Origin of the sequence: Streptomyces sp. NPDC004609 (assembly GCF_042873655.1) — a bacterium.
In the GTDB taxonomy this organism is placed as follows: domain Bacteria; phylum Actinomycetota; class Actinomycetes; order Streptomycetales; family Streptomycetaceae; genus Streptomyces.
Genome location: NZ_JBIALS010000027.1, coordinates 14,969 through 39,105, shown reverse-complemented (window position 1 = coordinate 39,105; position 24,137 = coordinate 14,969). Strand labels below are relative to the sequence as shown.

The window sequence follows — 24,137 nt, the reverse complement described above, 5'->3', positions numbered from 1 at the left end:
GTGCGGCGCCTCGCACCTGCTGGGGCACGGGTGGTTGCTTTCCTCGCGGCACCGGCAGTGCCGGTGGACGCGGACTCGGGCCGGCCGGGCGCACGCGTACGGGAGGCGGGGCCCGGGCACGTACGCGACGGGACGGTGCTCAGACCTCCACCGAGTCCAGCGGGATCGTCGGGTAGAGCCGCGGTTCCTGCTCGGGAGTCAGCGCGGTGGGGCCGTAGATCCAGTCGGTGAAGGTGTAGTCGTAGGTGTCGCGGGAGCGCAGCAGCGCGTTGCGCCGGAGCCGGTTGATCCCGTCGTGGTGCCACAGCTCGCCCCACCGGCGTGCGGTGGTGACCACCCGGCGGCAGTGCTCGGGACGGGCGGCCTCGTAGGCCGCGAGCGCCGCGTCCCAGTCGACGCCGGACGACTCCCGCGACCGCCGGCCGTGTTGGGCGCCGACGTGCTCGGCGAGGACCCAGCCGTCCTCGATGGCCATGACGGCGCCCTGGGCCATGTACTGGAGCGGTGGATGGGCGGCGTCCCCGAGGAGCGCGATCCGGCCGCTGACCCACTTCGCGATCGGGTCACGGTCGAACATCCGCCACCAGCGGTCGCGCCACATCAGCGGCAGCCCCTGCCGGATCGGTCCACAGGTGCCCTCGAAGGCCCGGTCGAGCTCGTCGGGTGTCCCCCAGTTCTCCTCGCCCGCCAGCGCCTTCGGCGACTCGAAGACGGCGACCTGGTTGAACATCTCACCGCCGCGCAGCGGGTACTGCACGAAGTGGCACCGCGGTCCGACGTACACCACGACGTCCTTCTGGTGCACACCGTTGCCCCGCACCTGCTCGTAGGGCACGGCGGCGCGGTAGGCGACGTAGGCGGAGTTGACCGGCTCGTCGTCGACGAGGAGCCTGCGCGCGACCGAGTGGAGACCGTCGGCGGCGATGACGACCTCGGCCTCGTCGGTCCGGCCGTCCGCGAAGGTGACGCGCGCACCGCCGGCGGTGTTCCCGTACGCCACGCAGCGCGCGTCGTTCACCAGCTCTACGCCCGCCCGCTCACAGGCGCGCAGGATGATGCCGTGCAGGTCGCTGCGGTGGATCACCATGTACGGGAAGCCGTAGCGGCGTTCCAGGTCCCCGAGGTCGAGGCGGGTGAGCTCGCTGCCGTCCACGGCGTCCTTCATGACCATGTGTCCGGGCGTGACGCCCAGCGAGACGGCCTCGTCGAGGAGCCCGTAGTCGTCGAGGATGCGGGTGCAGTTCGGTGCGATCTGGAGGCCCGCGCCGACTTCGCCGAACGTCGGCGCCTGCTCGTACAGGCGCACTCCGAGCCCCTTGCGGCTGAGGGCGAGCGCCGCGGAGAGGCCGCCGATCCCGCCGCCGATCACGAGGACGTCGGGGCGGGTGGTGTCTGTGGTTCTCATGTCCTTCTCCTCGGTGGTCACAGCCACGGCGTCAGGGGTTCGGCGGGGAGGCCGTCGGCGGTCGTGACTCCGGTGCAGGGGCGGCCCGCGAGGTGGGCCGTGATCTCCGCCGGGCTGCCGTGTGTGGCGGGAACGCCGTCGCTGCCGCGCTGGGCGAGGATGTCCTCGCGGAGTTCCGCGAGGAACGCCTCGGGCAGATCGGCGAACCGCACCCCGGTGCCCAGGTCGACCGCGTGGACCATGACCTCCCTGCTGCGCATCCACGGGGTCTCGCTCGCGGGCACGGTCCGTCCCTGGACGGTGACCACCTCGGCCCGCCACTGCTCCTCGGTGAGTGAGGCCATCGCGTCGGCCAGCTTCCGCGCGGATTCCCCGAACCACGCGGTGAGCTGTTCACCGGCCAGGGCGGCACCGGCCTCGATGGCCGCCGTGCGCTGCCCCGGGGAGGCGTACATCGGTGTCGGCACACCGGTGCGTGCCCAGCGCACGAGGTTCCCGACGGCCTCGGCGTTGCCGGCCAGGTGGGCCACGACGTGTCGGCGGGTCCAGCCGGGCAGAAGTGAGGGGGCCGCGTACGAGGTCTCGTCGAGCCCTTCGAGGGCCTTGCGGCAGAGTTCGGTTCCCTGCGCCACCCAGGCGAGCGTGGTGTTCAGCGCGCGCATCGGACCCCCTCGGGGAGGACGCGGTTCTCCAGTCGGCCCAGGCCCTCGATCTCCGTGACGACGGTGTCGCCGTCCTGGAGGTAGACGGCGGGCTTGCGCGCGTGGCCGACGCCGCCGGGGGTGCCGGTGGCGATGATGTCACCCGGGTTGAGCCGCACCACGGTGGAGATGTAGCGGACCAGGTCGACGGGGTCGAAGAGCAGGTCACCGGTGGTGTCCCGCTGCATCACCCGGCCGTTCACCTCGCACCGGATGTCCAGTGCGGGGCGCGGACCGCCGAGCTCGTCGGCGGTGACGAGGTACGGGCCCACGGGCGTGGTGGAGTCCCAGTTCTTGCCCTGGAGCCACTCGCGGGTGCGGAACTGCCAGTCCCGGCAGGTGATGTCGTTGAGGACGGTGAAGCCGGCGATGGCGTCCACGGCCGCTGCCTCGCCGGCGCGCCGTACCCGCCGGCCGACGACGACCGCGAGTTCGGCTTCCCAGTCGAACGACGCGGTCTCGGCCGGGCGCCGGATGGCGTCGTGGGCACCGATCAGGGTGTCGGCGAACTTGCTGAAGAGGGTGGGGTGCTCCGGCAGGTCCCGGCCCATCTCCTTGATGTGATTGCGGTAGTTCAGGCCGACGCAGACCACCTTGCCGGGGCGCGGCACGAGGGTGGCGAACACCGCGCCGGCGGCGGAGTGCCGCGGGCCGTCGGCGGTCGACGCGCCCGCGAGCCCGGCGGCCGACGCGAGGACCGCGCCCACGTCCGGCAGGCCGACCTCGACCAGGAAGTCCCCCTCGGCCCGGACCGCGGCGGTGCGGTCCCCGAGGCGGATGGTTGCCAGCTTCACGCGTTCTCCTCGACGTGGGTGCGGAACAGGTTGAGCTTGCTGAGGACGGGCGCGTCGCTGAACTGGAACAGGTCGAGCGCACCGGAGTCGGAGTCGGACCCGGAGGCCTCGGACCGGATCGACAGGGGTGCCCAGGAGGGGACGGCGAACAGGTCGCCGCGCTGGACCGACCAGGAGAAGTCGCCCACGGTCACCCGGCCCGTTCCGTCGAACACCTGGTAGACCGACGACCCGGTCTCACGGCGCGGAGCGGTCTCGTATCCGCTGCGGAGGCGGTGGAACTGGGCCCGGATGGTCGGCAGCACGTCCTGGGCGGTGGTGGGGTTGGTGAAGCGCACCAGGGCGTGACCGGGCTCGACGGTGCCGGGGTGGCCCGCGCGCTCCAGCTCCAGCTGGCCGGTCAGGGCGGCGTCGGTGTCCTCCCACCGGTAGCGCAGCAGGGGGGTGCCCTCCCTGGGCCCGAGGAGGGAGACCGGCGCCAGCCCCGGGTGGCCCCAGAGCCGCTCCGAGCGGGAGCGGCCGGGCGTCGAGCGCTCCTGCTCGGACAGCCGGTCACGGCCGTAGTCGAAGAACTGCGCTTCGATGCCGTACTGGAAGGGGATGTCGAGCCCGTCGATCCAGGCCATCGGGGCGTCGGCCGCGTTGTGGTGAGCGTGCCAGTTCATGCCCGCCTGCGGCAGGAAGTCACCACGGCGCATGGGCACCGGCTCGCGCTCCACGACGGTCCACACGCCCTCCCCCTCGACGACGAACCGGAAGGCGTTCTGGGTGTGGCGGTGCTCGGGCGCGTCCTCGCCCGGCATCAGGTACTGGATGGCGGCCCACAGCGTCGGGGTGGCGTACGGCCGGCCCGCCAGGCCGGGGTTGGCCAGCGCGATCGCGCGCCGCTCGCCGCCGCGGCCGACCGCGACGAGGCCGCCGGACCGGTCCGCCAGGTCGAGCAGCGTCTTCCACTCCCACCGGTGCGGCTGGGCCTTCGACCGGGGATGCGGGGGCATCAGGTCGCCGATCCGGGTCCACAGCGGTACCAGCAGGGCCTTCTCGAAGCCGCGGTAGAGGTCGTCGAGTTCGGGGGTCACCGGAGGCTGATCGGGCCGGTCCTCGGCCGTCAGCGTGACGGGCGAGACGACGTTCGTGTCGTGGTCGGTCATAGCGGCACAGTGCTGCGCCTGCCATCATTCGGAACAGAATATTCTGCCTGGCAGAACGACGTGCGGGAGGGTGATCGGTGGCCAAGTCGATGAAGAATCCGCCGGCGTACGGCGTGACGAGCGTTGACCACGCGCTGCAACTGGCGGTGATCCTGCAGGTCGAGGGGCCGCTCACGGTCTCCGGGGCCGCCCGGAGGCTGGGCGTGGCGCGCTCCACGGCCCACCGTCTGCTCTCCACGCTGGTGTACCGGGACTTCGCGGTCCAGGACGAGACGCGCGTCTACCGCGTGGGCCCCGTCCTGGAGATCGCCGCCACGGCGCAGTCGAACGTCGGGACCATCCGGACGGCCTCCCTCGGCCCGCTGAGGACCCTGGTCGACGCCCTCGACGAGACGGCGAACCTCTGCATCCGCACCGGCCGGACCGTGCGGTTCCTTGCCTCGGTGGAGTGCTCGCGGGCGCTGAAGGTCGGCAGCCGGGAGGGCATGGTCTTCCCCGCGCACCTCGTCAGCGGCGGTCTCGTCATGCTGGCGGCGCTCGGCGACGACGCGCTGACCGCGCTCTACGCGTCCTCCCCCACCGACCGGTCCGAGGAGTGGCCGGACCTCACGGAGCTGCGCTCCGAACTCCGCGCGGTCCGGCACAGCGGCGTGGCCCTCAATCTGGAGCGTTCCGAGCGGGGTCTCGTCGCCATGGGACGCGGGGTGACCGACGGCGACGGGCACACGGTCGCGGCGGTTTCGGTCGCCATGCCCAGCGTGCGCTACTCGCCGCGCCGGGTGCGGGAGATCGTCGCGGCCCTGACCACCGCGGCGGACACGATCGCCGCCGCGCTCGGCGACGGGGTTCAGGAACCGCGGCCGAGGTGATCCGTCGCGCGGGGGCTCCGCGCGACGGTACGGAAGGATCGCCCGTTTCGATTCCCTCCGGCACGACCCGTTCGGCTGCTTTCACGACGGCCGTCGTACGGGTCGAGTCCGGTCTCCGCACCGGCCGCGCGACGGATGGGGCCTCGAACCGATGCGGTCGTGGCGTGACGGCGGAGTCGTCCCTGTCCACGCGGCCCTCGGGAAATCACCCCCGAGTGCCGGCCGGGCGCGCGGATTCCCCTCCGCGAGCCAGTCCATGACAGCACGTGAGCGAGGGCTGCGGCCAAGGTCCCCTCGGGGCGGGGGCGGAAGGGACGACGCCGGCCGGGAGCCCGGCAGGATGTCAGGGGGATGCGCTCATCACAGGAGTTTCGACAGCTCCACCCCGAGCTTGTAGAGGGCGAGGACGATGGGCGCCAGGGAGAAGACGGGTTTGAGTTTTCCCCGTAGCGGATACCACCGCGGCGTCTCGTGGAGAAGCGTGCCCTGGCCCGAGAGGTAGTTCAGCCTGGCATAGCGTTCCGCCGGTCCGGACGGCCCACCGGATTCGTTGAGACGAACGATTTCCGCCGCCACTTCCGCCCTTCTCCGTTCGACGATCGACCGGTGGCTTTTGATCATCACCGTGAGCAGCGCCACGAGGATGCCGGCATTGGCCCATATCCCGATCAAGGCCACCAGGCCGACGACCGGGTTCTTCCAGTCGCCCGACTCACCGCGCAGGAGATACGCGGCGGCGGTGAGGGAGACGGTGAAGTTCAGGAATCCCAGATAGACCATGGTGATGATCCGGCCGACCGGCTTCCAGCCGAAATCGTCGTCGCGGTCCCGCCCGACGTACTGGAACGCCCATGCCTTGCGGGACGCCCAGGAGAATGCCAGGAGCCGCTGGTAGACATAGCCCTGTTTGGTGGCGAAATAGAGCCCGATGGAGCCGATGAGGATCCAGACGGCGGCCAGGAGCGGGCGCTCGGTGTAGTTCGCCCACCACGACGCTCTCACCGATTGCACGGAAGGGTCCGCGGCGGAGACGGCCGCCAGGTCGGCGAAGGCGCGGCCGCCGCGGTACGCCCAGAGGTAGAGGCCGACGCTTCCGGCGATGCTCGCGGCGGCGAGGGCCGTTTTCATCGCGCGGCCGAGCCGGATTCCCTCATCCAGCTTGGTGAGGCGTTCGGCGAGGTCACCCGTCCTGAAATCCGATTCCCTCACCAGGCCGGACGCGACGGTCTCATCCTTCAGCCGCGACAGCCTGGCGATCAGGACGAGGTAGATGGCCATCGCGAGCGTGGATGTGAAGCCCAGGGCCACGCTCGGCAGGTCGGCCGTGAGAGGAAGCGCTCGGCAGTCGGTGACGTCGTCGCGCGCTGCGGGAAAAGCCAGATGAAGAAGAGTGAGTGGACCGCATCCAGGGGCTGTTGCCATTTTCTCGATTTCGCAGGCGACCCGGACGAGAGCCATGATCACCAGTGGGACTCCGCATAAGAAGAGGATCTGCCCTGCCTTTCCGGAGGGAGTCACCTTTCCCGGATATTCGTCGAGAACTCTCTTGACGGGTGCCGCGCAACGGGATATTCGGGTTTTCAGTTTCTGCCACGCCTGGACCACTCGCTGCATGCCCGTTCCTCGGTTGTGCCGATGCGCACCTGCGAATGCGCGGTGTGTCCGCCTTGTTCGGAATCGACAGGGTACCGATCCCCCGCGTACGGCGGAAGCGGCGGAACACCGGTCCACCATGAACGGAATTCAGGCTTCCGAAAAATACCGGCGGAAGGCGCCGTTCAGCTTTTACGGCCCGGAAAGGGCCGCCCGGGGCGGCCTCTCGGCCACGGCCGGACAGCCCGCGATGCGGTGGGGCACGACCCCGCACAGCCGGAGGAGCACGGGCCGGTCCCTGGCGGGTCCGGGCGCCTCTCGTCGTCGGCCGACGGCGCGGGCGCCCCTGCGGAAGCCGCCCGACGCCGAGGCCCGGGCGGGCGATCCGGGGGCTCACCCGGTACGGGCACCGCTGTGCTCCGCCTTATCGTCGCGGAGGCTCAGAGGTCGTTTTATCCCGGTGTTTTATCCCGCTATCAGCTATTTGATCTATGCTGTCGGGTCGCGCCAGGAGATGGTGGCTTCGCCGGTGAGGCGGCGGGCCATGAGGTCGGTCATGGCGAGGTGGTTCATGGCTTCGGAGCGGGCGGGCGGGGTCTCGTAGCCGCGGGCCGGGCGGCGGTGGAGCATGCGGTCGCCGGACGTTGCCGGGGAGCCCCGGCCCCGGTGGGTCCGGGCCGCCGGGCGGCAGCGCGCCGGAGCACCGCCCAGGGCCGTCGGCCCCACCGCGTCGCTCGCCGGCCGGTCCGGCGCAATGGCACGTTCGGTCAGCGGTTGGCAGGCATGTCCTGCGGCTTTGCGTCAGATCCGGCGGGCGGCCGTGGGGGCGTCGTGGTCGCGGCGCCGTTGCTCAAGGGCGGTCGTGACGGGGCGTTCCCTCCTCGACCGGCCCCCGAAGGAGCGGGGCGCGCGCCGGATGCGGGCTCCCGGCGCGCCCGCGGCCGGGGTTCGGTTCCGGCCGCTCCCCCGCACGTCGTCTACCGCTGTGCCGATGTCCGGCCTACGCTGCGGGCCGACCGGAAACACAGGCCCCACGGGCGCCGTGTGGCCATACCGGAAGAGGAGTTTCCATGGCTGCGCGCTTGCGCCGTACCACCGTCGCGGTTGCACTGCTGGCCACCATCGGCTCCGCCCTCATCGGCAGCACCGCGCCCGCCCCGGCCGTGCCCCCCGTCGACGGCGGCGTCCCGCTGCCCATCGACTCGGTCGTCGACATGGTCGTCGACGGCGAACACCGGCACGTCTTCATCAGCGACCCGCAGAACGACAAGATCGTGGTCACCGATTACACGGGCCGGGTCGTCGGAACCATCCCCGGCCTCCGCCAGGTGTGGGGCCTGGAACTCTCCGAGGACTCCGAAACGGTCTACGCCGCCGTCAAGCACGAAAGTGCCATCGTCGCGATCGACACCGAGACCTTCGAGGAGACCGCACGACTCCCCACCGGTGCGGACACCTTCCCCCAGTACCTGACGCGGTCCGGCGACACCCTCTGGTTCGGCTACCGCCTCAACTGGAGGCCCGACATCGGATGGCGGTCCGGTGTCGGCTCGATCGACCTCTCCGACGAGGCCGACCCCGCTCTCCGGCTGAACCTGACGGGCCCGGAGGGGGGCTACGCCCCCCTCGTCGACGCCAAGGCCGGCACCCTGGTCACCGCGAGCACCGGCAAGAGTTCCACCCGTGTCGGGGTGTACCGCACGAAGGGCGGAACGCTGCGCCCCCAGGCGTCCCGGACGATCGACGCCGGGCCCACACACGACACCGCTCTCAGCCCCGACGGCGACCACGTCGTGTTCGCGAGCAGATTCCCGTTCCGTCACCAGGTGTTCCGGACCTCGGACCTCGCCCAGGAGAACTCCTACCCGACCGGCTACCGGCCCGTCGCGGTCGACATCGCCCCGGACGGCACCGTGGCCGCAGGCGCGGACACCCGGGGCGTCATGAACCCGAAACCGGAGCCGGACTTGTTCATCTTCCGGCCCGGGTCCACCACCCCGATCCGGACGTACGACTTCGGAAAGGCCGACACCTTCGGCTACAAGCAGCTGTTCTCGCCCGCCCTGGCCTGGACCCCCGACCGGCGCCGCCTGTTCACCGTCACGGGCGACGGGATCGACAAAGGTCTCGCGCTCCAGATCCTGACCGACCCCACCCGGCCCGAGCGGGCGGATCGCGCCGGGAGCGCCCCAGCCCCACACCGGCGGTGACACCCGTGACGCACTGAGCCCGAGCGGGCGGTCACGGCAGGCACTGGACGCCCGGGTCGACCGCGCACTTCGGTCGCCGGAGTCTGTCGGCAGCAGCAGCGTGTATCCGGGCCCGCAGGGCCTCCCGTTCGACACCGCGGGCCATCCGGCGAGGGCGGGCTCGGCCACGTACGTCGTGATCAGCCCACCCGGAGGACCGCGGCAGCGGAACCCCGGCTCCCGCGCGGGCGGGCCCCGCCCCCGTCCGCCTCCCGGCGGGGATCCCAGCGCCTCCGCGGGGAAGCGCGACACGGGGCCGGGAGCATCTGGGGTCCTGGGCGCCCCTGTTCCGCCTCGGTGCGTACGACAGCCCGTGCCCGCTCCTACCGGGGTATGACGGGCTGTCCGTGCGGGCCCGTGTCCGTGCTCTCGGCGAACGGGGTGGCGGCGCAGCGACCGGAGGTATCCCGGAGTTCGGGCCCGCGGCCCGCGGCCGGGCCGACGCGGCGCCACCACTCCACCCGCTATGCCGTGCGGGGCGGGCTCCCGGTCAGCGGGACTCCACGAGCAGATGCACGACACCGGCCGGGTTCTTGATCCAGTGGGTTCTGGATTCGGTGTTCTCCAGGGGCTCCACCTCGTCGCACGGGTGGATGCCGGTACCGGCCAGCTTGCCCGTCGCCGCGTCCAGGTCGTCGGTGTGGATCTGCAGCCACAGGTCGGACCGGCTGTAGTTGTCGACGCAGTCGAGCCACAACGTGTTGGGACCGAACCGCACCGAGTGAGTTCTCGACACGGTCGGCGCGTTGGACGCGTCGTCTTCTTCGACCTCGAAGCCCAGGGTGTCCCGGTAGAAGGCCACGGTGGACTCGTACTGCGCCTTGGGGATCTTCATGGCGATGTTCAGGCCGGCGGTGAATTCAGGCTCGTTCACTGGTGTGCTACTCCTTCGTATCGGTGGTGTCGAGTACGTGCTCCAGCGCGGTCAGCCGGTCGTCCCACTGGTGGGCGAGCGTGGCCAGCCACACCTGGGCCGCGCGGATGGGGGCGGGTTCCAATCGGTAGGGATGGCGGCGGCCGACCGGTTCGCCGGAGCTGATCAGGCCCGCTTCGGCGAGCTGGACCAGGTGTTTGGCCACCGCCTGACGGCTGATGGGCAACCGTCGCGCCAGTTCGGTCACGGTGGCGGGACCGGCGCGGGCGAGTTCGTCCAGCAGCGCCCGCCGTGTCGGATCCGTGAGCGCCGCGAACACCGCGACGGCCTGCCCCTCGGAATCAGGCCGCCGCATCGAGGTAGGCCCCCAGGTCGGCGAGCTCCGCGTCCCACCCCTGGCTGTTGGCCCGGTGGGCGGTCCGGGCCACGTCGGCGGCAGCCCGGGAGAACCCGCTCTCCACGAGGCGCAGCCTGGTGCCGTCCGGCACCTGCTCCAGGGTGAACTCCACAAGGGTCTGTGCCGCGCTGTTCGGCAGGGAGCCGATTCCCCACCGGAACGCAAAGCGGTGGGGCGGGTCGACGACCGCGACCGTGGCGACGGATTCGTCATCGAGGTCCTCCCAGCGGAAGTACGCCCGCCCGCCGGGCCGCAGATCGATCTCGGCCACCGAACCGAACCACTGCGAAAGCCCTTCGGCCGTGGTCAGCGCGGTCCACACCCGCTCGATGGGGTGCCGCAGCACCACCTCTCGTTCGATCGCATCCGAAACCATCCCATCCTCCTTCGCAACCTTTACGTTGCCATCTACATAGCAATGTAAAGGTTGCGATAGCTGTCCTGCAACCCCCTCGGGCCCGGCGTGATCAGGATCGGGCCGTGGAGGGACCGATCCGTCGAGCGCGTTCGCGGCCGATCTCCGTGCCCCTGACCGCCGTGAAGAGCCACGGCCCGGACTCCGCCGCCTTCATGCCCGGGGCCGGGGCTTCCGGGTCCGTCGGACCCCGTCCGCACGGGTTCGCGGTTCCTGATACGGGAACAAACACACACCACCGCCCGGCCGGTCCGGGCCGCTCTGCGATGCTCACTCCATGTCGAGCCCAGAGCGCCGCCCCGGCCCCGTCAGCCCGGACGCCCCCACCGTGATAGCAAGTCCTCTGCTCACCCAGTGGTGGCTGGACCTCACCTTCGTCCACTGGCCCGTGGACCCGGCCCTCGTGGCCGGGCTGCTGCCGCCCGGGACCGTTCCCGACACGCTCCACGGGACGACGTACGTGGGCCTGGTGGCCTTCCGGATGCACCGGGTCGGCTGGTTCCGACTGCCTGGGGTCCCCTATCTCGGCGCCTTCCCGGAGACCAACGTGCGCCTGTACTCGGTCGATGCCCACGGCCGGCGCGGCGTGGTGTTCCGCTCGATGGACGCGTCCCGGCTCCTGCCGGTGCTCATGGGGCGGGCCGGCTTCCGCCTGCCGTACGTCTGGTCCCGCATGTCCGTCCGCTCCGATGACGACACCCTCGTCTACACCAGCTCCCGGCGCTGGCCCGGGCCTCGCGGCGCGGGCAGCCGGATCACCGTACGCAAGGGTGAACGCGTGGAGGAGCCAACGGAACTGGAGCACTTCCTGACCGCCCGGTGGGGCATGCACAACGCCTTCCCCGGCGGTGTCGCCTATCTGCCGAACGACCACCCGCGCTGGCCGCTGTACCGGGCGGAGCTCGTCGAATGCCGGGAGGGACTGGTGGCGGCGGCAGGACTGCCCGAACCGCAAGGGGAGCCGGTCAGTGTGCTGTATTCACCGGGAGTCCCCGTCCGCCTCGGCGCGCCCGCGCGCCCACGCGGCATACCGGCCCCGTGAACGCCCGGTCCACGACGGACGGCGCCGAGCGCCGACCGGCCCCGGGTACCGGCGCCGGGGCATGAGGGCGGCCCCCAGGGAGTGTCGGCAGCCAGTTCGGCTCCGGCCGGCCAGCCGGGCGCTGTGTCGCGAACACCAGGGTGAGGGAGCCGTCCTCGTTGTACTCCAGCGGAGACCGGCCGTTCAGGACGTGCCGGTCGAGCGGGTTCGGGATGACCCGGAACTCCCGCGAGTCCACGGCGGTGACCGACCAGTAGTGCCCCGACCGAGCGTACTGCGGGCGCATGTCCCAGCCCAGACGGACGACGGCCCGAGTTCCGCGCCCCGGATCACCACCGGCGCCCGATGTCACACATGACCCCCCGCCGTCCGTCGACTCCTCAAGAGCGCCCGGGAGGGAGCACGGCCGTGTCCCGCTCAGGCGCCCTCGCGTGCCGCCACGCACGTGTGGCACCACTCGACGGGCCCTGGGCCGCCGCTCCTGCGGCGGGCGAGGGCGGAACCTGAGGAGAGACATGCTCCACTCACTGGCCCGGGCCGTACTGCGGCGGCGCAGGCGCCTTCTCCACGTCGCCCTGCTGCTGTTCGTGATCGCCGCCGCGGTGGGGGCCACCGCGTTCCCGAAACTCTCCGCCGGCGGCTACGACGACCCGGCCACCGAGTCGGCACGGGCGGCGGCGTTCCTGGAAGAGCGGTTCGACGCGGGTCAGCCCAACCTGGTGCTGCTCGTCGAGGACGACCGGGGCATCGACGACCAGGCGGTCGCCACCGCCGCCGCCGAGGTGACCGAGCGCCTGGCCGCGGAACCCGACGTCAGCGAGACGTACTCGTACTGGTCGACGGGCCGCCCCGAAGCCCTGCGGGCCGCCGATTCCCGCAGCGCCCTGATCCTGGCCTGGATCAAGGGGAACGACGACCACGTCCAGCAATGGATGGCCGACCACGCCGACGACTATCAGGGCACCGTCGAGGGGCTGGACATCCGGCAGGGCGGCACCGCGAAGGCGAGCGCCGAGATCACCGAACTGACGCTGAAGGACCTCGTCAAGGCCGAGGCCATCGCGATGCCGGTGCTCCTCGTCGTGCTGATCTTCGTCTTCCGGGGGGTGGTGGCCGCCGCGATGCCCCTGGTGATCGGCACGCTGACGATGGCGTGCGCCTTCTTCGTCCTGCGCGTGCTGACCCTGTTCACCGATGTGTCCGTGTTCGCGATGAACATCACCACCGGGCTGGGTCTGGGACTGGCGGTCGACTACAGCCTGTTCATCATCAGCCGGTACCGGGAGGAGCTGGCACGCGGCGCCGACACCGACACGGCCCTGGTCACCAGCATGCGCACGGCCGGCCGTACCGTGGCGTTCTCCGCGGTGACGGTCGCGCTCGCGCTCGGCGGCCTGCTGGTGTTCCCGTTCTCCTTCCTGCGCTCCTTCGCCTACGCGGGCATTCCCGTGGCGCTGATCGCCGCGCTGGCCTCGGTGACCGTACTGCCGGCGCTGCTGAAAGTCCTCGGCCCGCGCATCAACAGCCTGCAGATCCGCCGGCGGACCCGGCCGCAGAAGGAGGAGAACTTCTGGCACCGCACGGCCACCGTGGTGATGCGCTTCCCGCTGCCCATCGGTCTGGCCGCCGTCGCCCTTCTGCTGCTGCTCGGTGCGCCGTTCCTCAATCTCAAGCTGAGCCTGGCCGACGAACGCGTCCTGCCGTCGTCCGCCAGTTCCTTCCAGGTCGGCGAGATGCTGCGGGACGGATACTCCTCCCAGGAGAACTACTCCGAGATGGTGGTCCTGCGCGATGTCGGCGACCCCGCGCGGGCCGCGGGCCGGATCGGCGCGTACGCGGAGCGGCTGTCCCGGATGGACGGCGTGGCCCGGGTCGACACCTACACGGGCGTCTACGCGCGCGGCGAACGCGTCACCCCCGCGTCTGCTGCCTCCGCCGCCTTCGCCGCGGAACGCTCCGCCTATCTGAAGGTGGTCCCCGAGGAGCCGGAGACGAACGACGCGGGCCGTGCGCTGGTACGGGAGATCCGTACCGCCGACGCGCCCTTCCCCGTCCAGGTCGCCGGGCCGGGCGCGGTGCTGGAGGACTCGCTGCACTCGCTGACGTCGAAGATGCCGTGGGCCCTGGCCGTCATCGGCGGCAGCACCCTGGTCCTGCTGTTCCTGCTGACCGGGAGCGTACTGCTGCCCGTCAAGGCGCTCCTGCTGAACCTGCTCAGCCTGAGCGCCACCTTCGGAGTGCTGGTGTGGGGCTTCCAGGAGGGCCGTCTGGACGGTGTCATCGGCAGCTTCACAGTGACCGGCGCGATCACCTGGAGCGTGCCGATGCTGTTGTTCTGCGTCGCGTTCGGGCTCTCGATGGACTACGAGGTCTTCCTGCTCTCCCGTATCAAGGAGGAGTACGAGCGGACGGGTGACCCCGTCGGATCGGTGGCCCGGGGGCTGGGCCGGACCGGCAGTCTGGTCTCGGCGGCGGCGCTGCTGATCGCCATCGTCTTCGCCGGCTTCATGACGTCGGGCATCACCTATCTGAAGGCCATCGGTCTGGGACTGGCCCTCGCCGTGGTCATGGACGCCACGGTGGTGCGCGGGCTGCTGGTGCCGGCGTTCATGCGCCTGGCGGGCGGGGCCAACTGGTGGGCGCCGGGGCCGCTGCGGCGGTTGCACGACAGGATCGGGCTGCGGGAGTCGGATCCGCCCGCGCCGGAACCCGGGAACCGGGCCGACGCGGAAGCGGTGGGCCCGGCAGGCCGCGCCTGAGCCCAGGGGCGCCCCACCCCGGCGCGCCGGGGTGAGGCGGGCGGACACGCGACGACCGGTCGCGCGAGCGGGATGGCCTCCCGGCCCTCGGCGACGTCACGGCGGATCCTGCCGGCGGCGACGCGGTACGGGCCCGGGCGCTCCCGACATCAAGGCGGCCACCGCCGGGCTCGACGGCACCGTCGGCGCGGTCACCGGCCCCACGGTGCCGATGCCGTCCGGGGCCGACCGGGCACCCGTACGGCGTCCACCACGGCGGACGCGCTCCCCCGACCGCACCTTCCGCGATCCCGCGGGCGACCGCACCCGCAGCGACGGACTCCGCCGAGACGTCCGGGAATCACCCCGTGACCTGCGCGGACGGCGCCGTGAAGGAGCCCTCGCGCAACACCGGTGACGGTGGCCGCCCGGCGGCTGCCGGCGCCGGCCCCGATGGCACACCGGCCCCGGGCCGCGTGCGCCGCCCCACGCCGTAGCACCGGTTCCGGGCGCCCCGCGCCGCACCCTGGCCCGGCCCGAGGTGAACGAGACGCCGACCGGGAGCCGACGCGCCACGGACACCGGTCGGCCCGACGCCCGGCCGGATGTGCCACCCTGGCCGGACCGCCGATCGGGTGAACGACGGGCCGATGCGGCGACCCTGCCGACAATGGAGGACCGGACATCCGGCTCGACCGGGCAGATCGAGCCGGGCTACGCCGGCGGAGGCCGCGAGGGTGGCCCCGCGCAACAGATGGAGACACGATGAGCAAGGCCACGAGGACGGACACGCGGTCGCCCGCGCAGCACGTTGCCGACCGCCACGGTCTGATCCGCGTGCACGGCGCGCGCGAGAACAACCTCAAGGACGTCAGCATCGAGATCCCCAAGCGCCGGCTGACGGTGTTCACCGGTGTCTCCGGCTCGGGCAAGAGCTCGCTGGTGTTCGACACGATCGCCGCGGAGTCGCAGCGGCTGATCAACGAGACCTACAGCGCCTTCGTGCAGGGCTTCATGCCGACGCTGGCGCGGCCCGAGGTCGACGTCCTCGACGGGCTGACGACCGCGATCATCGTCGACCAGCAGCGGATGGGTACCGACCCCCGCTCCACCGTCGGCACCGCCACCGACGCCAATGCGATGCTGCGCATCCTCTTCAGCCGGCTCGGGCAGCCGCACATCGGCTCGCCCGGCGCGTTCGCCTTCAACGTCGCCTCGGTCCGGGCGAGCGGCGCGATCACGGTCGAACGCGGAGCCAAGAAGACTGTGAAGCAGACCTTCTCCCGCACCGGCGGCATGTGCCCGAACTGTGAGGGCCGAGGCACGGTCTCCGACATCGACCTCACCCAGCTCTACGACGACTCCAAGTCGATCGCCGAGGGAGCGTTCACCATCCCGGGCTGGAAGTCGGACAGCTGGTGGACCGTCCGGCTCTACGCCGAGTCGGGGTTCCTCGACCCGGACAAGCCGATCCGCAAGTACACCAAGAAGGAGATGCAGGACTTCCTCCACCGGGAGCCGACCAAGGTGAAGGTCGAGGGCGTGAACCTCACCTACGAAGGGCTGATCCCCAAGATCCAGAAGTCGTTCCTGTCCAAGGACAAGGAGGCGATGCAGCCGCACATCCGGGCGTTCGTGGAGCGGGCGGTCACCTTCACCGTCTGCCCCGACTGCGACGGCACCCGGCTCAGCGAGGCTGCCCGGTCGTCGAAGATCAAGGGGATCAGCATCGCCGACGCCTGCGCGATGCAGATCAGCGATCTGGCCGCGTGGGTGCGGGAGCTGGACGAGCCGTCGGTGGCGCCGCTGCTCAGCTCGCTGCGGCACACGCTCGACTCGTTCGTGGGGATCGGGCTGGGCTATCTCTCGCTCGAACGGCCGTCGGGCACGCTGTCCGGCGGCGAGGCGCAGCGCGTCAAGATGATCCGCCACCTCGGGTCCTCGCTCACGGACGTCACCTACGTGTTCGACGAGCCGACCACGGGCCTGCACCCCCATGACATCCAGCGGATGAACGACCTGCTGCTGCGACTGCGGGACAAGGGCAACACCGTGCTCGTCGTGGAGCACAAGCCGGAGACGATCGTGATCGCCGACCATGTCGTCGACCTCGGCCCCGGCGCCGGTACGGCGGGCGGTGCCGTCTGCTTCGAGGGCACCGTCGAGGGGCTGCGGGGCGCCGGCACCATCACCGGCCGCCATTTCGACGACCGGGCCGCCCTCAAGGAGACGGTGCGCAAGCCGACCGGCACGCTGGAGATCCGGGGCGCGACGACGCACAATCTGCGCGATGTCGATGTCGACATCCCACTCGGGGTCCTGACCGTCGTCACGGGCGTCGCCGGCTCCGGCAAGAGCTCGCTCGTGCACGGGTCGATCCCCGCCGGCGAGGGAGTGGTGACGGTCGACCAGGGCGCGATCCGCGGCTCGCGACGGAGCAATCCGGCCACGTACACCGGACTCCTCGACCCGATCCGCAAGGCGTTCGCGAAGGCCAACGGCGTGAAGCCGGCGCTGTTCAGCGCCAACTCCGAGGGCGCCTGCCCCACCTGCAACGGCGCGGGCGTCATCTACACCGATCTGGCGATGATGGCCGGGGTCGCCACCCCCTGCGAGGAGTGCGAGGGGAAGCGGTTCCAGGCGTCGGTCCTCGACCACCACCTCGGTGGCCGCGACATCAGCGAGGTGCTCGCGATGTCGGTGACCGAGGCCGAGGAGTTCTTCGGCGACGGCGAGGCGCGCACACCGGCAGCGCATCGCATTCTCGGCCGGCTCGCCGACGTCGGGCTCGGCTACCTCTGCCTCGGCCAGCCTCTGACCACGCTCTCCGGCGGCGAGCGGCAGCGGCTCAAACTGGCCACCCACATGGCCACGGACGGCGGCGTCTACATCCTCGACGAGCCGACCACCGGCCTTCACCTCGCCGACGTGGAACACCTTCTCGGCCTGCTCGACCGGCTCGTCGACTCCGGAAAGTCGGTCATCGTGATCGAGCATCACCAGGCGGTCATGGCACACGCCGACTGGATCGTCGACCTCGGCCCCGGTGCCGGACACGACGGCGGCCGGATCGTCTTCGAGGGCACACCCGCGGACCTCGCCGCCGCCCGCTCCACCCTCACCGGCGAGCACCTCGCGGACTACGTCGGCACCTGAGGCGAGGCCTCGCACGGGCACCGGCCCGACACCGCCCCGGCCACCACGGGCCGGGGCGGGGCGGCCGGCACATCCGCAACGCCCTAAAGCATGGCCTGGCGCGCCACGCGGTAGCGGAGGTAGACGACTCGTGAGCTGAAGGTGCGGGTCTCGACGAGTTCGAGATCCACCTGGCGCTCGCGCTGGGGAAAGAACGGAATGCCACCGCCGACCAGCACCGGGTAGACCATGGCCCGGTACTCGTCGATCAGACCCGACTCCGCCGCCTCGGCGGCGAGAGTCGCGCCGCCGATCGCGATGTCGCCCTCCCCCGGCTCGGCCCGCAACCGCTCGATCTCCTCCGCCAGACCGCCGGTGGCCAGGCGGGCACTGCCCTGCACCGCCGACAGCGTGGTGGAGAACACCACCTTGGGGAGCGGCTTCCAGAGCGCGGTCCACTCGCGCTGTGAGTCGTCGAGCGAGGAATCCTGGTCGGCGGTCTCCCAGTACAGCATCGTCTCGTACAGCCGCCGTCCCAACAGATGGACGCCGACCTCTCGAATCTCGTCGATCCAGAAGCGAAAGACATCCTCGTCGGGCGCCGTCCAGTCGAAGCCGCCGTCCGGCCCGACGATGTAGCCGTCAAGTGAGACGCTCATCGAATAGGTCACGCTGCGCATCAGAAGTCCTCCTCGGTGACGGGTTCGACAGTACGACCGCCGACCGCCGCAGGACTCATCGCGGCTCGCGGGAGCCCCTCAAATCTCCCCGCCCCACGCGAGGAACATAACGAAGGACGGCGCTCTTTCACCACACGGCTTGGTCCACGGGCACCGACGCCCGCACGTGTTTGAGAGGAACACGCCCTGCACCACGGGGGGGCGCCCGGAAGGGGGTCTCGTAGCCGAGGTGGGCGTTGTGGGCGGAGACGAGGATCCTGTCCCCGGTCTGGGCTTCCCGGTCGGCCCGGGTGTCGGTCCACCACTGCCGGTGTCCCGGCATGGGACGCTCGGCGGGCGCGGACAAGGCCCGCGCGGCACGCCGAACTCTGACAGCGGGAGGCCCCGTGGACGTCAGCACGTTTTACGCGCTCTTCTCGGCGACGTGTTTCACCCTGGTCGGTCTCTGGTGGAACGTGGTCCAGGGCCACGGGGAGTGGATGCGGGTGCCCAAGCTGCGCCGGATCGTGGGCGGTATCTATCTCTCGTTTCTGCTGCCCGCGCTGATAGGGCTCTTCGCCCAGGTGGGTGGTACCGAGACCCCGGAGATCTGGCGGGCGAGTTTTGTGGTGATCGCCGTGGTGGGGTGTGTGTCGACGCTGCGGCTGCTGGCGTACAGCGCCCGCGACCGCGCCTCCGTGCATCTGGCGCTGCCTCAGCTGGGCGCTGCGGTCGTCTATCTGCTGATCGCGGTGGTGGGGACCGCGCCCCACATCGCGGACGTGGCCGAGCTGCGGCCGATCCAGGCGGAGGCGATTCTGCTGTCCCTGCTGGTTCTCCTCGGCCATGGTCTGGTGTGGCGGTTCATGGCCGGTGAGGGGCGGCCCGAGACGGCGGCTTAGCTCCTCCTCCTCGGTGGTGAAAGCCCCTCGGGGACAGCCGGTGGCGCCGGAGGGGTGTTGTGCCGACGGCCCTCCCGTCGGCCCCGGACGAGGGTGCACGTGACGTAGAGCGGACCGGCACCAGCGCGCACGGCGGAAAGGGCCCCTCGGGCGGCCGGGGTCCGCGGAACGGTAGCCCTCGGGCTCTTCACCGGGGCGGGTGCGCCGAATTCCACCTGCGTACGCCGCACCAGGACGGGGGGCCCGCGGGCGACCCGGTCCGGGAAGAGCGCGCAGCCGTCGCCCCGGTGATGTCGATGGCGGTCGGGTCGATTCCCGTCGATTCCCTGAGTCGCGCCCGGGGAATCGCGCGGCGCGTCACTCGCCCGGTGCGCCGGAATCCGGGGCGCGAGACCGCGATTCCCCGCCGTGATCCGGATTCCTGGCCAGGCCGGAGATGAGTTGCACGATCACGGATCTGATGGCCTCGGGCGATTCGTAGCCCTTCGCGAGGTGTTGGGACGCCTCGTCCAGGGCGCCCACGAGAACGAGCGCCAGCGGCCGTGTGGCCTGGGGGTGGATACGGCCCGCCGCCATCGCGCCGGCGAGCCGTTCCTCCATCAGGCCGATGGTGTGCCGCGACTCGATCTCGCGCCAGCGTTCCCAGCCGAGGACGGCCGGGGCGTCGAGCAGCGCGATGCGCTGGACCTCGGGCTCCGCCGAGGCGTCCAGCCAGGCCAGACACCCCACAACAAGACCGTCGATGGGGTCGGGCAGTCCCGCCGCGAGAACCGCGGAGCCGATCCTTTGAACCAGGTCGCGCTCGACGTCCTCCAGCACGGCCTCGAAGAGTGAGCGCTTGTCGGCGAACTGGTGGTACATCGCGCCCCGGCTGACACCGGCCGCCTTGACGATCGCCACCGTGCTGACCTCGGCGTAGCCGACTCGTCCGAACAAGGTGCGGCCGGCTTCGAGCAGAGCTCGGCGTGTCGCTGCGGAACGCGCAGCTTGGGTTCGGCGGTCGGCGCTCATCAATCCAGTGGTCGCTCGAAAGGGCAGGCGGGGGCCAGTATAGGCCCCGGTACCCGGCCGTGCCTCACCCGGGCATCGGGGTCGCGTACATGGCGTCGATGACCTTCTGGTGGTTTGCGCAGACCACCGCTCGTCTCACCTTGAAGCTCACGGTGAGCTCACCGGCATCGACCGCGAGATCCCTCGGCAGGACGGCGAATCGCTTGATCTGCTCGACCCGGCCGACCTGCGCGTTCACCCTGTCGACCTCCTGCTGCACGATCGCGCGCATGTCCGGCGACTCCACTGCTTCTTCGGGTGACATGCCGTTCGCCGCGGCGAAGTGGTGCAGTTCCTCCGGGTCGAGCGTGATCAGCACGACGAGATAGGGCCGGCGGTCGCCGACGAGTACGGCCTGAGAGATCCAGCGGCTCTCCTTGAGCGCGTTCTCCGCCCGTGCCGGCGCCACGTTCTTACCGCCCGCCGTGATGATGATGTCCTTCTGGCGGCCGGTGATGAAGACGTATCCGTCGTCGTCCGTCGAGGCCAGATCGCCGGTGTGGAACCAGCCGCCGTCGAGGGCCCGGCCGGTCGACACGTCGTCCTTGTAGTAGCCCTGGAACACATTCCCGCCCCGGAGCAGCAGCTCACCGCTTTCGGCGATTTTCGTCTCGACGCCGGGAAGCGGCCTCCCGACCGAGCGGAACCGAAAGTCCCGCAGCGAGTTGACCGTTGCCACGGTGGCCGTCTCGGTCAGGCCGTAGGCTTCCAGCACCGGCACACCACAGGCGTGGAAGAATTCGAGGATTTCCTGGGCGATGGGGGCGGCGCCCGAGGTGCACTGGCGGATTTCGCCGCCGAACAGTTCTCGGACTCTGGAGTAGAGCGTCTCCTCGCAGCGCCGGAACACCTCCTGCAGCTCTTCGGGGACCTCCGCCCCGGCGGCGGTCAGTTCCCGCACCCGCAATCCGGTCTCGACGGCCGTCCGCAGCTGCCCGGGGTCTTCCACCAGAGCCGTCGCGCGTGCGTAGACCTTCTCGAAGATCCTCGGAACCGAGGGGAAGTAGGTGGGGCGCACCTCCATGAGATTGGGAAGGATCTTCTCAGGATCCCTCTCCCAGAAGGCGATCGAAGCCCCCAGATCGATCGACAGAAACTGGACCACGGCCGCAAACGCGTGGGCCAGGGGGAGAAACAGGTAGACGCGCTCCCCGGGCACGATGGTTTCCGTCGCGGCGATCATGTCGACCACCTCGCGGTAGTTGCCGTGGGAGAGTACGCAGCCCTTGGGCACCCCCGTCGTCCCGGACGTGTACATGATGATGCACGGTTGCCCCGGTTCGATCGCGGCGATGGCGGCGTCGAGCACCGCAGGATCGACCGCCCGGCCCCGGCGGCGGATCTCCTCCAGCGACAGCGCCTCGGAGGCACCGGGCGGCGGGTCGAAGACGACGACATGGCGCAACCCGGGCAGCCGCGCCCGGATGGCCTCGATCTTGTCCAGCTGCTGCGCGTCCTCGACGAAGACGACCTCGGCGCCCGAGTGCTCCAGCACGTAATGGCACTCTTCAGCCGAGTTGGTCTGATACACCGACACCGACACACCGCCGGCGGCCAGGATCCCGAAGTGCGCGTACGTCCACTCGGGCCTCGAATTGGCCAGGACGGCAGCCTTCACACCCGGACGCAGGCCCAGCGACAGCAGCCCCCGGCCGACCTCCGCCACAGCCTCCCAGAGCCGCTGATAGCTCACGGGCTTCCATACACCGCTCTCCTTGAAGCGGAGCGCCGTACTCGGGCCGTACACTTCCGCGGCGCGCGGGACCAGGTCCGCCATCGTGCGCGAGCCTGTCCCCGCCGCCACACGCGTCTGCGCGGGACCGCTGCCACTCATGGTGCCACCTACTTTCACGACAGGGCCCTTGGCGAGCCGCTTGAACGACGAGTAGACGGCGAAGATACATACAGTCTGAATGTTTGTATAGGCGAAGCCTCCAGGAGCCCCGGTCCCGCGCGGGCGATTCCTCGCATTCGGTCACCCCCAGCCGCTCACAGCGGTGCCACCCGATGAGCGGATCCCCTTCAGCGAACCCTTGACGAATGAGCTGGTGGGGAAGTTACATACAGGCTGACTGTTTTTCGATGTTGGGAGACGGGCATGACCGCCAGTACTCGTGAATTCTTCGACCGCTACCACGCCTGCTGGGAGGCGCGGGACCCCGATCGGATCGTCGCCCTGCACACCGAGGATTCGCTGTTCCACCTGCACCTGGGCCAGCCGCCCGTACAGGGGCGGGAGGCGATCCACAAGGCGGCGGCGGAGATGTTCTCCCTGGTTCCGGACCTCACGTTCACGCTGGTCTCGCTGCGAACCGGAGCGGACTTCTGGGTCACCCGGTTCACGCTCACGGGAACGGCGGCCACGGGCGCCCGAGTGGACGTCGACCTGGCGGACTTCGTCCTCGTCGAGGGCGGGGCGGTCAAGGAGAAACACTCCTACGTCGACGGAGTCGCGATGCAGGCGGTGCTGTCGACCGGCGAGGTCGCGCGGTGACCCGCGCCCCTGCGGCCGGCACCACGCGCGAAGAATCCGCGACCCTCGCACCGGTCGCACTCGACCCACGGCTCGTCGCCGATCTGGTCACCCTGGTGGCCGCGACCGGCGACGAGCGGACCACCGTCCGCAGCCCGCTCACCGGCGACGCGATCACCGATGTGCCCCACGCGACCTCCCAGGATGTCGAGCACGCGTTCGCGCGGGCGCGTACGGCCCGGCAGCGGTGGTCGCGTGTACCGATGCGGGCCCGCTCACGCGTGCTGCTCCGCTTCCACGACCTGGTGGTGGCGCAACAGAGCACGATCATGGACGTCATCGTGGCCGAGACGGGGAAGGCTCGTCGTCACGCGTTCGACGAAGTCATCCACCTCGGCCTCACCGCGCGCTACTACGCGCGATCCGCCGCGCAGCATCTGCGCGGCCACGGCGCGAGGGGCGCGATGCCGGGTCTGACCCGTGTACGCGTCCACCACACGCCGAAGGGCGTCGTCGGGGTCATCTCACCGTGGAACTATCCGTTCACGCTGGCGTCGTGCGACGGCCTGGCAGCGATCATGGCCGGGAACGCGGTGGTTCTGAAGCCCGACGAGCGCACCATGCTCTCGGCTCTGATCGGGAAGCGGCTGCTGGTCGAAGCGGGCATGCCCGAGGACCTCTGGCAGATCGTGGCCGGGCCGGGGCCCTCCGTCGGCCACGACGTGATCGCGGGCGCCGACTACGTGTGCTTCACCGGCTCGGTCGCCACCGGTCGCGTCGTGGCCCGGCAGTGCGCCGACCTGCTGGTCGGCTGCTCGCTGGAGCTCGGGGGGAAGAACGCCTTCGTGGTCCTGGGGGACGCCGATCCGGACAAGGCGGCCGAGGGAGCCGTCCGCGCTGCCTTCGCCAACGCGGGACAGCTGTGCGTCTCCAGCGAACGCTTCTACGTCGACCGCGCCGTCCACGACGCCTTCATGGACCGCTTCGTCGCCCGTACCCGGGCGATGGTGTTCACCGGGGACGCGTCCTGGGAGAACGCCATGGGATCGCTCATCTCCCAGGAGCAGTTGGACAAGGTGACCGCCCATGTGGAGGACGCGGTCGCCAAGGGCGCGACGGTACTCGCCGGAGGCGGTCCCCGGCCCGAGTACGGTCCGTACTTCTTCGAACCGACGATTCTGGCCGATGTCACCCCGGCCATGGACTGCCATCTGCAGGAGACGTTCGGCCCCGTCGTCTCCGTCTACCCGTTCGACGACGAGAACTCCGTGCTGGAGAAGGTCAACGACGGCGGTATGGGCCTCAACGCCTCCGTCTACGGCGGCCGTCGTACGCGGGCGTTCGCGCGGGGCATCGTGGCCGGAAGCGTCAACATCAACGACGGGTACTCCGCCTCGTTCGCCAGCATCGACGCCCCCATGGGCGGGATGCGGCAGTCCGGTCTGGGGCGGCGCCAGGGCAAGGAGGGAATCCTGCGCTTCACGGAACCGCAGTCGGTGGCCGGTCAGCACCTGGCCCGCTTCGGCCCCGCGGACGGTATGGCCATGGAGAGCTACGCCAGGCTCATGACCCTGTCGCTGCGGCTCATGCGGCGGTTCCCGCGCCGCTGAGGGGACGACGCCGGTGCGGGCGGCGAGACGCGCGCCGACGGAGGACGTCACGAGGCGCCGTATCAACCGACGCGCACTCG

20 protein-coding genes and 1 pseudogene are annotated in these 24,137 nt (G+C 70.7%); 8 read left to right on the top strand and 13 right to left on the bottom strand.

Going from position 1 to position 24,137, the window contains the following annotated elements; translation table 11 throughout:
• Positions 1-139: 139 nt before the first annotated feature.
• The 4 genes from ACFYT4_RS24780 to ACFYT4_RS24765 are packed head-to-tail and all read right to left on the bottom strand — an operon-like array spanning position 140 to position 4,051.
• Positions 140-1,405, bottom strand: a complete 1,266-nt coding sequence (locus ACFYT4_RS24780; RefSeq protein WP_389273006.1) for an FAD-dependent monooxygenase — start codon at positions 1,403-1,405, stop codon at positions 140-142.
• Positions 1,406-1,422: 17 nt separating this feature from the next.
• Complete coding sequence (locus tag ACFYT4_RS24775) at positions 1,423-2,067, bottom strand: maleylpyruvate isomerase family mycothiol-dependent enzyme (protein ID WP_389273003.1); 645 nt, start codon at positions 2,065-2,067, stop codon at positions 1,423-1,425.
• Positions 2,055-2,900 (bottom strand): fumarylacetoacetate hydrolase family protein, encoded by an 846-nt coding sequence (locus ACFYT4_RS24770; protein WP_389273000.1) that lies wholly within the window; start codon positions 2,898-2,900, stop codon positions 2,055-2,057. The genes ACFYT4_RS24775 and ACFYT4_RS24770 overlap by 13 nt, the downstream gene beginning before the upstream one ends.
• Positions 2,897-4,051, bottom strand: coding sequence for a cupin domain-containing protein (locus tag ACFYT4_RS24765; protein WP_389272997.1), 1,155 nt, complete (start codon positions 4,049-4,051; stop codon positions 2,897-2,899). The genes ACFYT4_RS24770 and ACFYT4_RS24765 overlap by 4 nt, the downstream gene beginning before the upstream one ends.
• 77 nt (positions 4,052-4,128) lie before the next feature.
• Between ACFYT4_RS24765 and ACFYT4_RS24760 the strand changes: the two genes are divergently transcribed.
• Positions 4,129-4,920: an IclR family transcriptional regulator gene (locus ACFYT4_RS24760; protein WP_389272994.1), complete on the top strand. Its 792-nt coding sequence runs from the start codon at positions 4,129-4,131 to the stop codon at positions 4,918-4,920.
• A gap of 360 nt (positions 4,921-5,280) precedes the next feature.
• Here the strand turns inward: ACFYT4_RS24760 and ACFYT4_RS24755 are convergent, their stop codons facing one another.
• Both ACFYT4_RS24755 and ACFYT4_RS24750 read right to left on the bottom strand, forming a co-directional pair.
• Positions 5,281-6,534: a hypothetical protein gene (locus ACFYT4_RS24755; RefSeq protein ID WP_389272991.1), complete on the bottom strand. Its 1,254-nt coding sequence runs from the start codon at positions 6,532-6,534 to the stop codon at positions 5,281-5,283.
• Between the two features lie 468 nt (positions 6,535-7,002).
• Positions 7,003-7,158 (bottom strand): annotated as a pseudogene (locus tag ACFYT4_RS24750) (IS5/IS1182 family transposase); the annotation flags it as partial.
• Between the two features lie 425 nt (positions 7,159-7,583).
• Between ACFYT4_RS24750 and ACFYT4_RS24745 the strand changes: the two are divergent.
• Positions 7,584-8,723: a YncE family protein gene (locus ACFYT4_RS24745; protein ID WP_389272988.1), complete on the top strand. Its 1,140-nt coding sequence runs from the start codon at positions 7,584-7,586 to the stop codon at positions 8,721-8,723.
• A 529-nt stretch (positions 8,724-9,252) separates the two neighbouring features.
• Here ACFYT4_RS24745 and ACFYT4_RS24740 read toward each other — a convergent pair.
• The 3 genes from ACFYT4_RS24740 to ACFYT4_RS24730 are packed head-to-tail and all read right to left on the bottom strand — an operon-like array spanning position 9,253 to position 10,409.
• Positions 9,253-9,636: a VOC family protein gene (locus ACFYT4_RS24740; protein WP_389272986.1), complete on the bottom strand. Its 384-nt coding sequence runs from the start codon at positions 9,634-9,636 to the stop codon at positions 9,253-9,255.
• A gap of 7 nt (positions 9,637-9,643) precedes the next feature.
• Positions 9,644-9,991, bottom strand: a complete 348-nt coding sequence (locus ACFYT4_RS24735) for an ArsR/SmtB family transcription factor (RefSeq protein ID WP_389272983.1) — start codon at positions 9,989-9,991, stop codon at positions 9,644-9,646.
• Positions 9,978-10,409, bottom strand: coding sequence for an SRPBCC domain-containing protein (locus ACFYT4_RS24730; protein ID WP_389272981.1), 432 nt, complete (start codon positions 10,407-10,409; stop codon positions 9,978-9,980). Before ACFYT4_RS24730 ends, ACFYT4_RS24735 begins: the two co-directional genes overlap by 14 nt.
• A 316-nt stretch (positions 10,410-10,725) precedes the next feature.
• Here ACFYT4_RS24730 and ACFYT4_RS24725 point away from each other — a divergent pair, with 316 nt between their 5' ends.
• Positions 10,726-11,490 (top strand): YqjF family protein, encoded by a 765-nt coding sequence (locus ACFYT4_RS24725; RefSeq protein WP_389272978.1) that lies wholly within the window; start codon positions 10,726-10,728, stop codon positions 11,488-11,490.
• On the opposite strand, the gene ACFYT4_RS24720 is transcribed toward ACFYT4_RS24725, so the two are convergent.
• Positions 11,414-11,776, bottom strand: coding sequence for a DUF1214 domain-containing protein (locus ACFYT4_RS24720; protein WP_389272975.1), 363 nt, complete (start codon positions 11,774-11,776; stop codon positions 11,414-11,416). The genes ACFYT4_RS24725 and ACFYT4_RS24720 overlap by 77 nt on opposite strands.
• Positions 11,777-12,005: 229 nt before the next feature.
• Here ACFYT4_RS24720 and ACFYT4_RS24715 point away from each other — a divergent pair, with 229 nt between their 5' ends.
• Both ACFYT4_RS24715 and ACFYT4_RS24710 read left to right on the top strand, forming a co-directional pair.
• Positions 12,006-14,249, top strand: a complete 2,244-nt coding sequence (locus ACFYT4_RS24715; protein WP_389272973.1) for an MMPL family transporter — start codon at positions 12,006-12,008, stop codon at positions 14,247-14,249.
• A 744-nt stretch (positions 14,250-14,993) separates the two neighbouring features.
• Positions 14,994-17,384, top strand: coding sequence for an ATP-binding cassette domain-containing protein (locus ACFYT4_RS24710; RefSeq protein ID WP_389272970.1), 2,391 nt, complete (start codon positions 14,994-14,996; stop codon positions 17,382-17,384).
• Positions 17,385-17,467: 83 nt separating this feature from the next.
• On the opposite strand, the gene ACFYT4_RS24705 is transcribed toward ACFYT4_RS24710, so the two are convergent.
• Positions 17,468-18,043 (bottom strand): dihydrofolate reductase family protein, encoded by a 576-nt coding sequence (locus ACFYT4_RS24705; protein ID WP_389272967.1) that lies wholly within the window; start codon positions 18,041-18,043, stop codon positions 17,468-17,470.
• Between the two features lie 386 nt (positions 18,044-18,429).
• On the opposite strand from ACFYT4_RS24705, the gene ACFYT4_RS24700 reads away from it, so the two are divergent.
• Positions 18,430-18,924, top strand: a complete 495-nt coding sequence (locus ACFYT4_RS24700; RefSeq protein WP_389272964.1) for a hypothetical protein — start codon at positions 18,430-18,432, stop codon at positions 18,922-18,924.
• A 357-nt stretch (positions 18,925-19,281) separates the two neighbouring features.
• On the opposite strand, the gene ACFYT4_RS24695 is transcribed toward ACFYT4_RS24700, so the two are convergent.
• Both ACFYT4_RS24695 and ACFYT4_RS24690 read right to left on the bottom strand, forming a co-directional pair.
• A complete protein-coding gene (locus ACFYT4_RS24695) occupies positions 19,282-19,935 on the bottom strand; it encodes a TetR/AcrR family transcriptional regulator (RefSeq protein ID WP_389272962.1) in 654 nt (217 codons plus the stop codon).
• A 64-nt stretch (positions 19,936-19,999) separates the two neighbouring features.
• On the bottom strand, positions 20,000-21,808 hold the full coding sequence (locus ACFYT4_RS24690; RefSeq protein WP_389272960.1) for an AMP-dependent synthetase/ligase: 1,809 nt from the start codon (positions 21,806-21,808) through the stop codon (positions 20,000-20,002).
• Positions 21,809-22,072: 264 nt separating this feature from the next.
• Here ACFYT4_RS24690 and ACFYT4_RS24685 point away from each other — a divergent pair, with 264 nt between their 5' ends.
• On the top strand, positions 22,073-22,468 hold the full coding sequence (locus ACFYT4_RS24685) for a nuclear transport factor 2 family protein (protein ID WP_389272957.1): 396 nt from the start codon (positions 22,073-22,075) through the stop codon (positions 22,466-22,468).
• Positions 22,465-24,057 (top strand): succinic semialdehyde dehydrogenase, encoded by a 1,593-nt coding sequence (locus tag ACFYT4_RS24680; RefSeq protein WP_389272954.1) that lies wholly within the window; start codon positions 22,465-22,467, stop codon positions 24,055-24,057. Before ACFYT4_RS24685 ends, ACFYT4_RS24680 begins: the two co-directional genes overlap by 4 nt.
• The last annotated feature ends 80 nt before the right edge of the window (positions 24,058-24,137 follow it).

What these genes read in the sequence shown, in the direction of transcription:
- ACFYT4_RS24780 (WP_389273006.1), bottom strand. Translation starts at nt 1,405, where the DNA reads ATGAGAACCACAGACACCACCCGCCCCGACGTCCTCGTGATCGGCGGC.
- ACFYT4_RS24775 (WP_389273003.1), bottom strand. Translation starts at nt 2,067, where the DNA reads ATGCGCGCGCTGAACACCACGCTCGCCTGGGTGGCGCAGGGAACCGAA.
- ACFYT4_RS24765 (WP_389272997.1), bottom strand. Translation starts at nt 4,051, where the DNA reads ATGACCGACCACGACACGAACGTCGTCTCGCCCGTCACGCTGACGGCC.
- ACFYT4_RS24755 (WP_389272991.1), bottom strand. Translation starts at nt 6,534, where the DNA reads ATGCAGCGAGTGGTCCAGGCGTGGCAGAAACTGAAAACCCGAATATCC.
- ACFYT4_RS24745 (WP_389272988.1), top strand. Translation starts at nt 7,584, where the DNA reads ATGGCTGCGCGCTTGCGCCGTACCACCGTCGCGGTTGCACTGCTGGCC.
- ACFYT4_RS24735 (WP_389272983.1), bottom strand. Translation starts at nt 9,991, where the DNA reads ATGCGGCGGCCTGATTCCGAGGGGCAGGCCGTCGCGGTGTTCGCGGCG.
- ACFYT4_RS24730 (WP_389272981.1), bottom strand. Translation starts at nt 10,409, where the DNA reads ATGGTTTCGGATGCGATCGAACGAGAGGTGGTGCTGCGGCACCCCATC.
- ACFYT4_RS24725 (WP_389272978.1), top strand. Translation starts at nt 10,726, where the DNA reads ATGTCGAGCCCAGAGCGCCGCCCCGGCCCCGTCAGCCCGGACGCCCCC.
- ACFYT4_RS24720 (WP_389272975.1), bottom strand. Translation starts at nt 11,776, where the DNA reads ATGCGCCCGCAGTACGCTCGGTCGGGGCACTACTGGTCGGTCACCGCC.
- ACFYT4_RS24715 (WP_389272973.1), top strand. Translation starts at nt 12,006, where the DNA reads ATGCTCCACTCACTGGCCCGGGCCGTACTGCGGCGGCGCAGGCGCCTT.
- ACFYT4_RS24710 (WP_389272970.1), top strand. Translation starts at nt 14,994, where the DNA reads ATGAGCAAGGCCACGAGGACGGACACGCGGTCGCCCGCGCAGCACGTT.
- ACFYT4_RS24705 (WP_389272967.1), bottom strand. Translation starts at nt 18,043, where the DNA reads ATGCGCAGCGTGACCTATTCGATGAGCGTCTCACTTGACGGCTACATC.
- ACFYT4_RS24695 (WP_389272962.1), bottom strand. Translation starts at nt 19,935, where the DNA reads ATGAGCGCCGACCGCCGAACCCAAGCTGCGCGTTCCGCAGCGACACGC.
- ACFYT4_RS24690 (WP_389272960.1), bottom strand. Translation starts at nt 21,808, where the DNA reads ATGAGTGGCAGCGGTCCCGCGCAGACGCGTGTGGCGGCGGGGACAGGC.
- ACFYT4_RS24685 (WP_389272957.1), top strand. Translation starts at nt 22,073, where the DNA reads ATGACCGCCAGTACTCGTGAATTCTTCGACCGCTACCACGCCTGCTGG.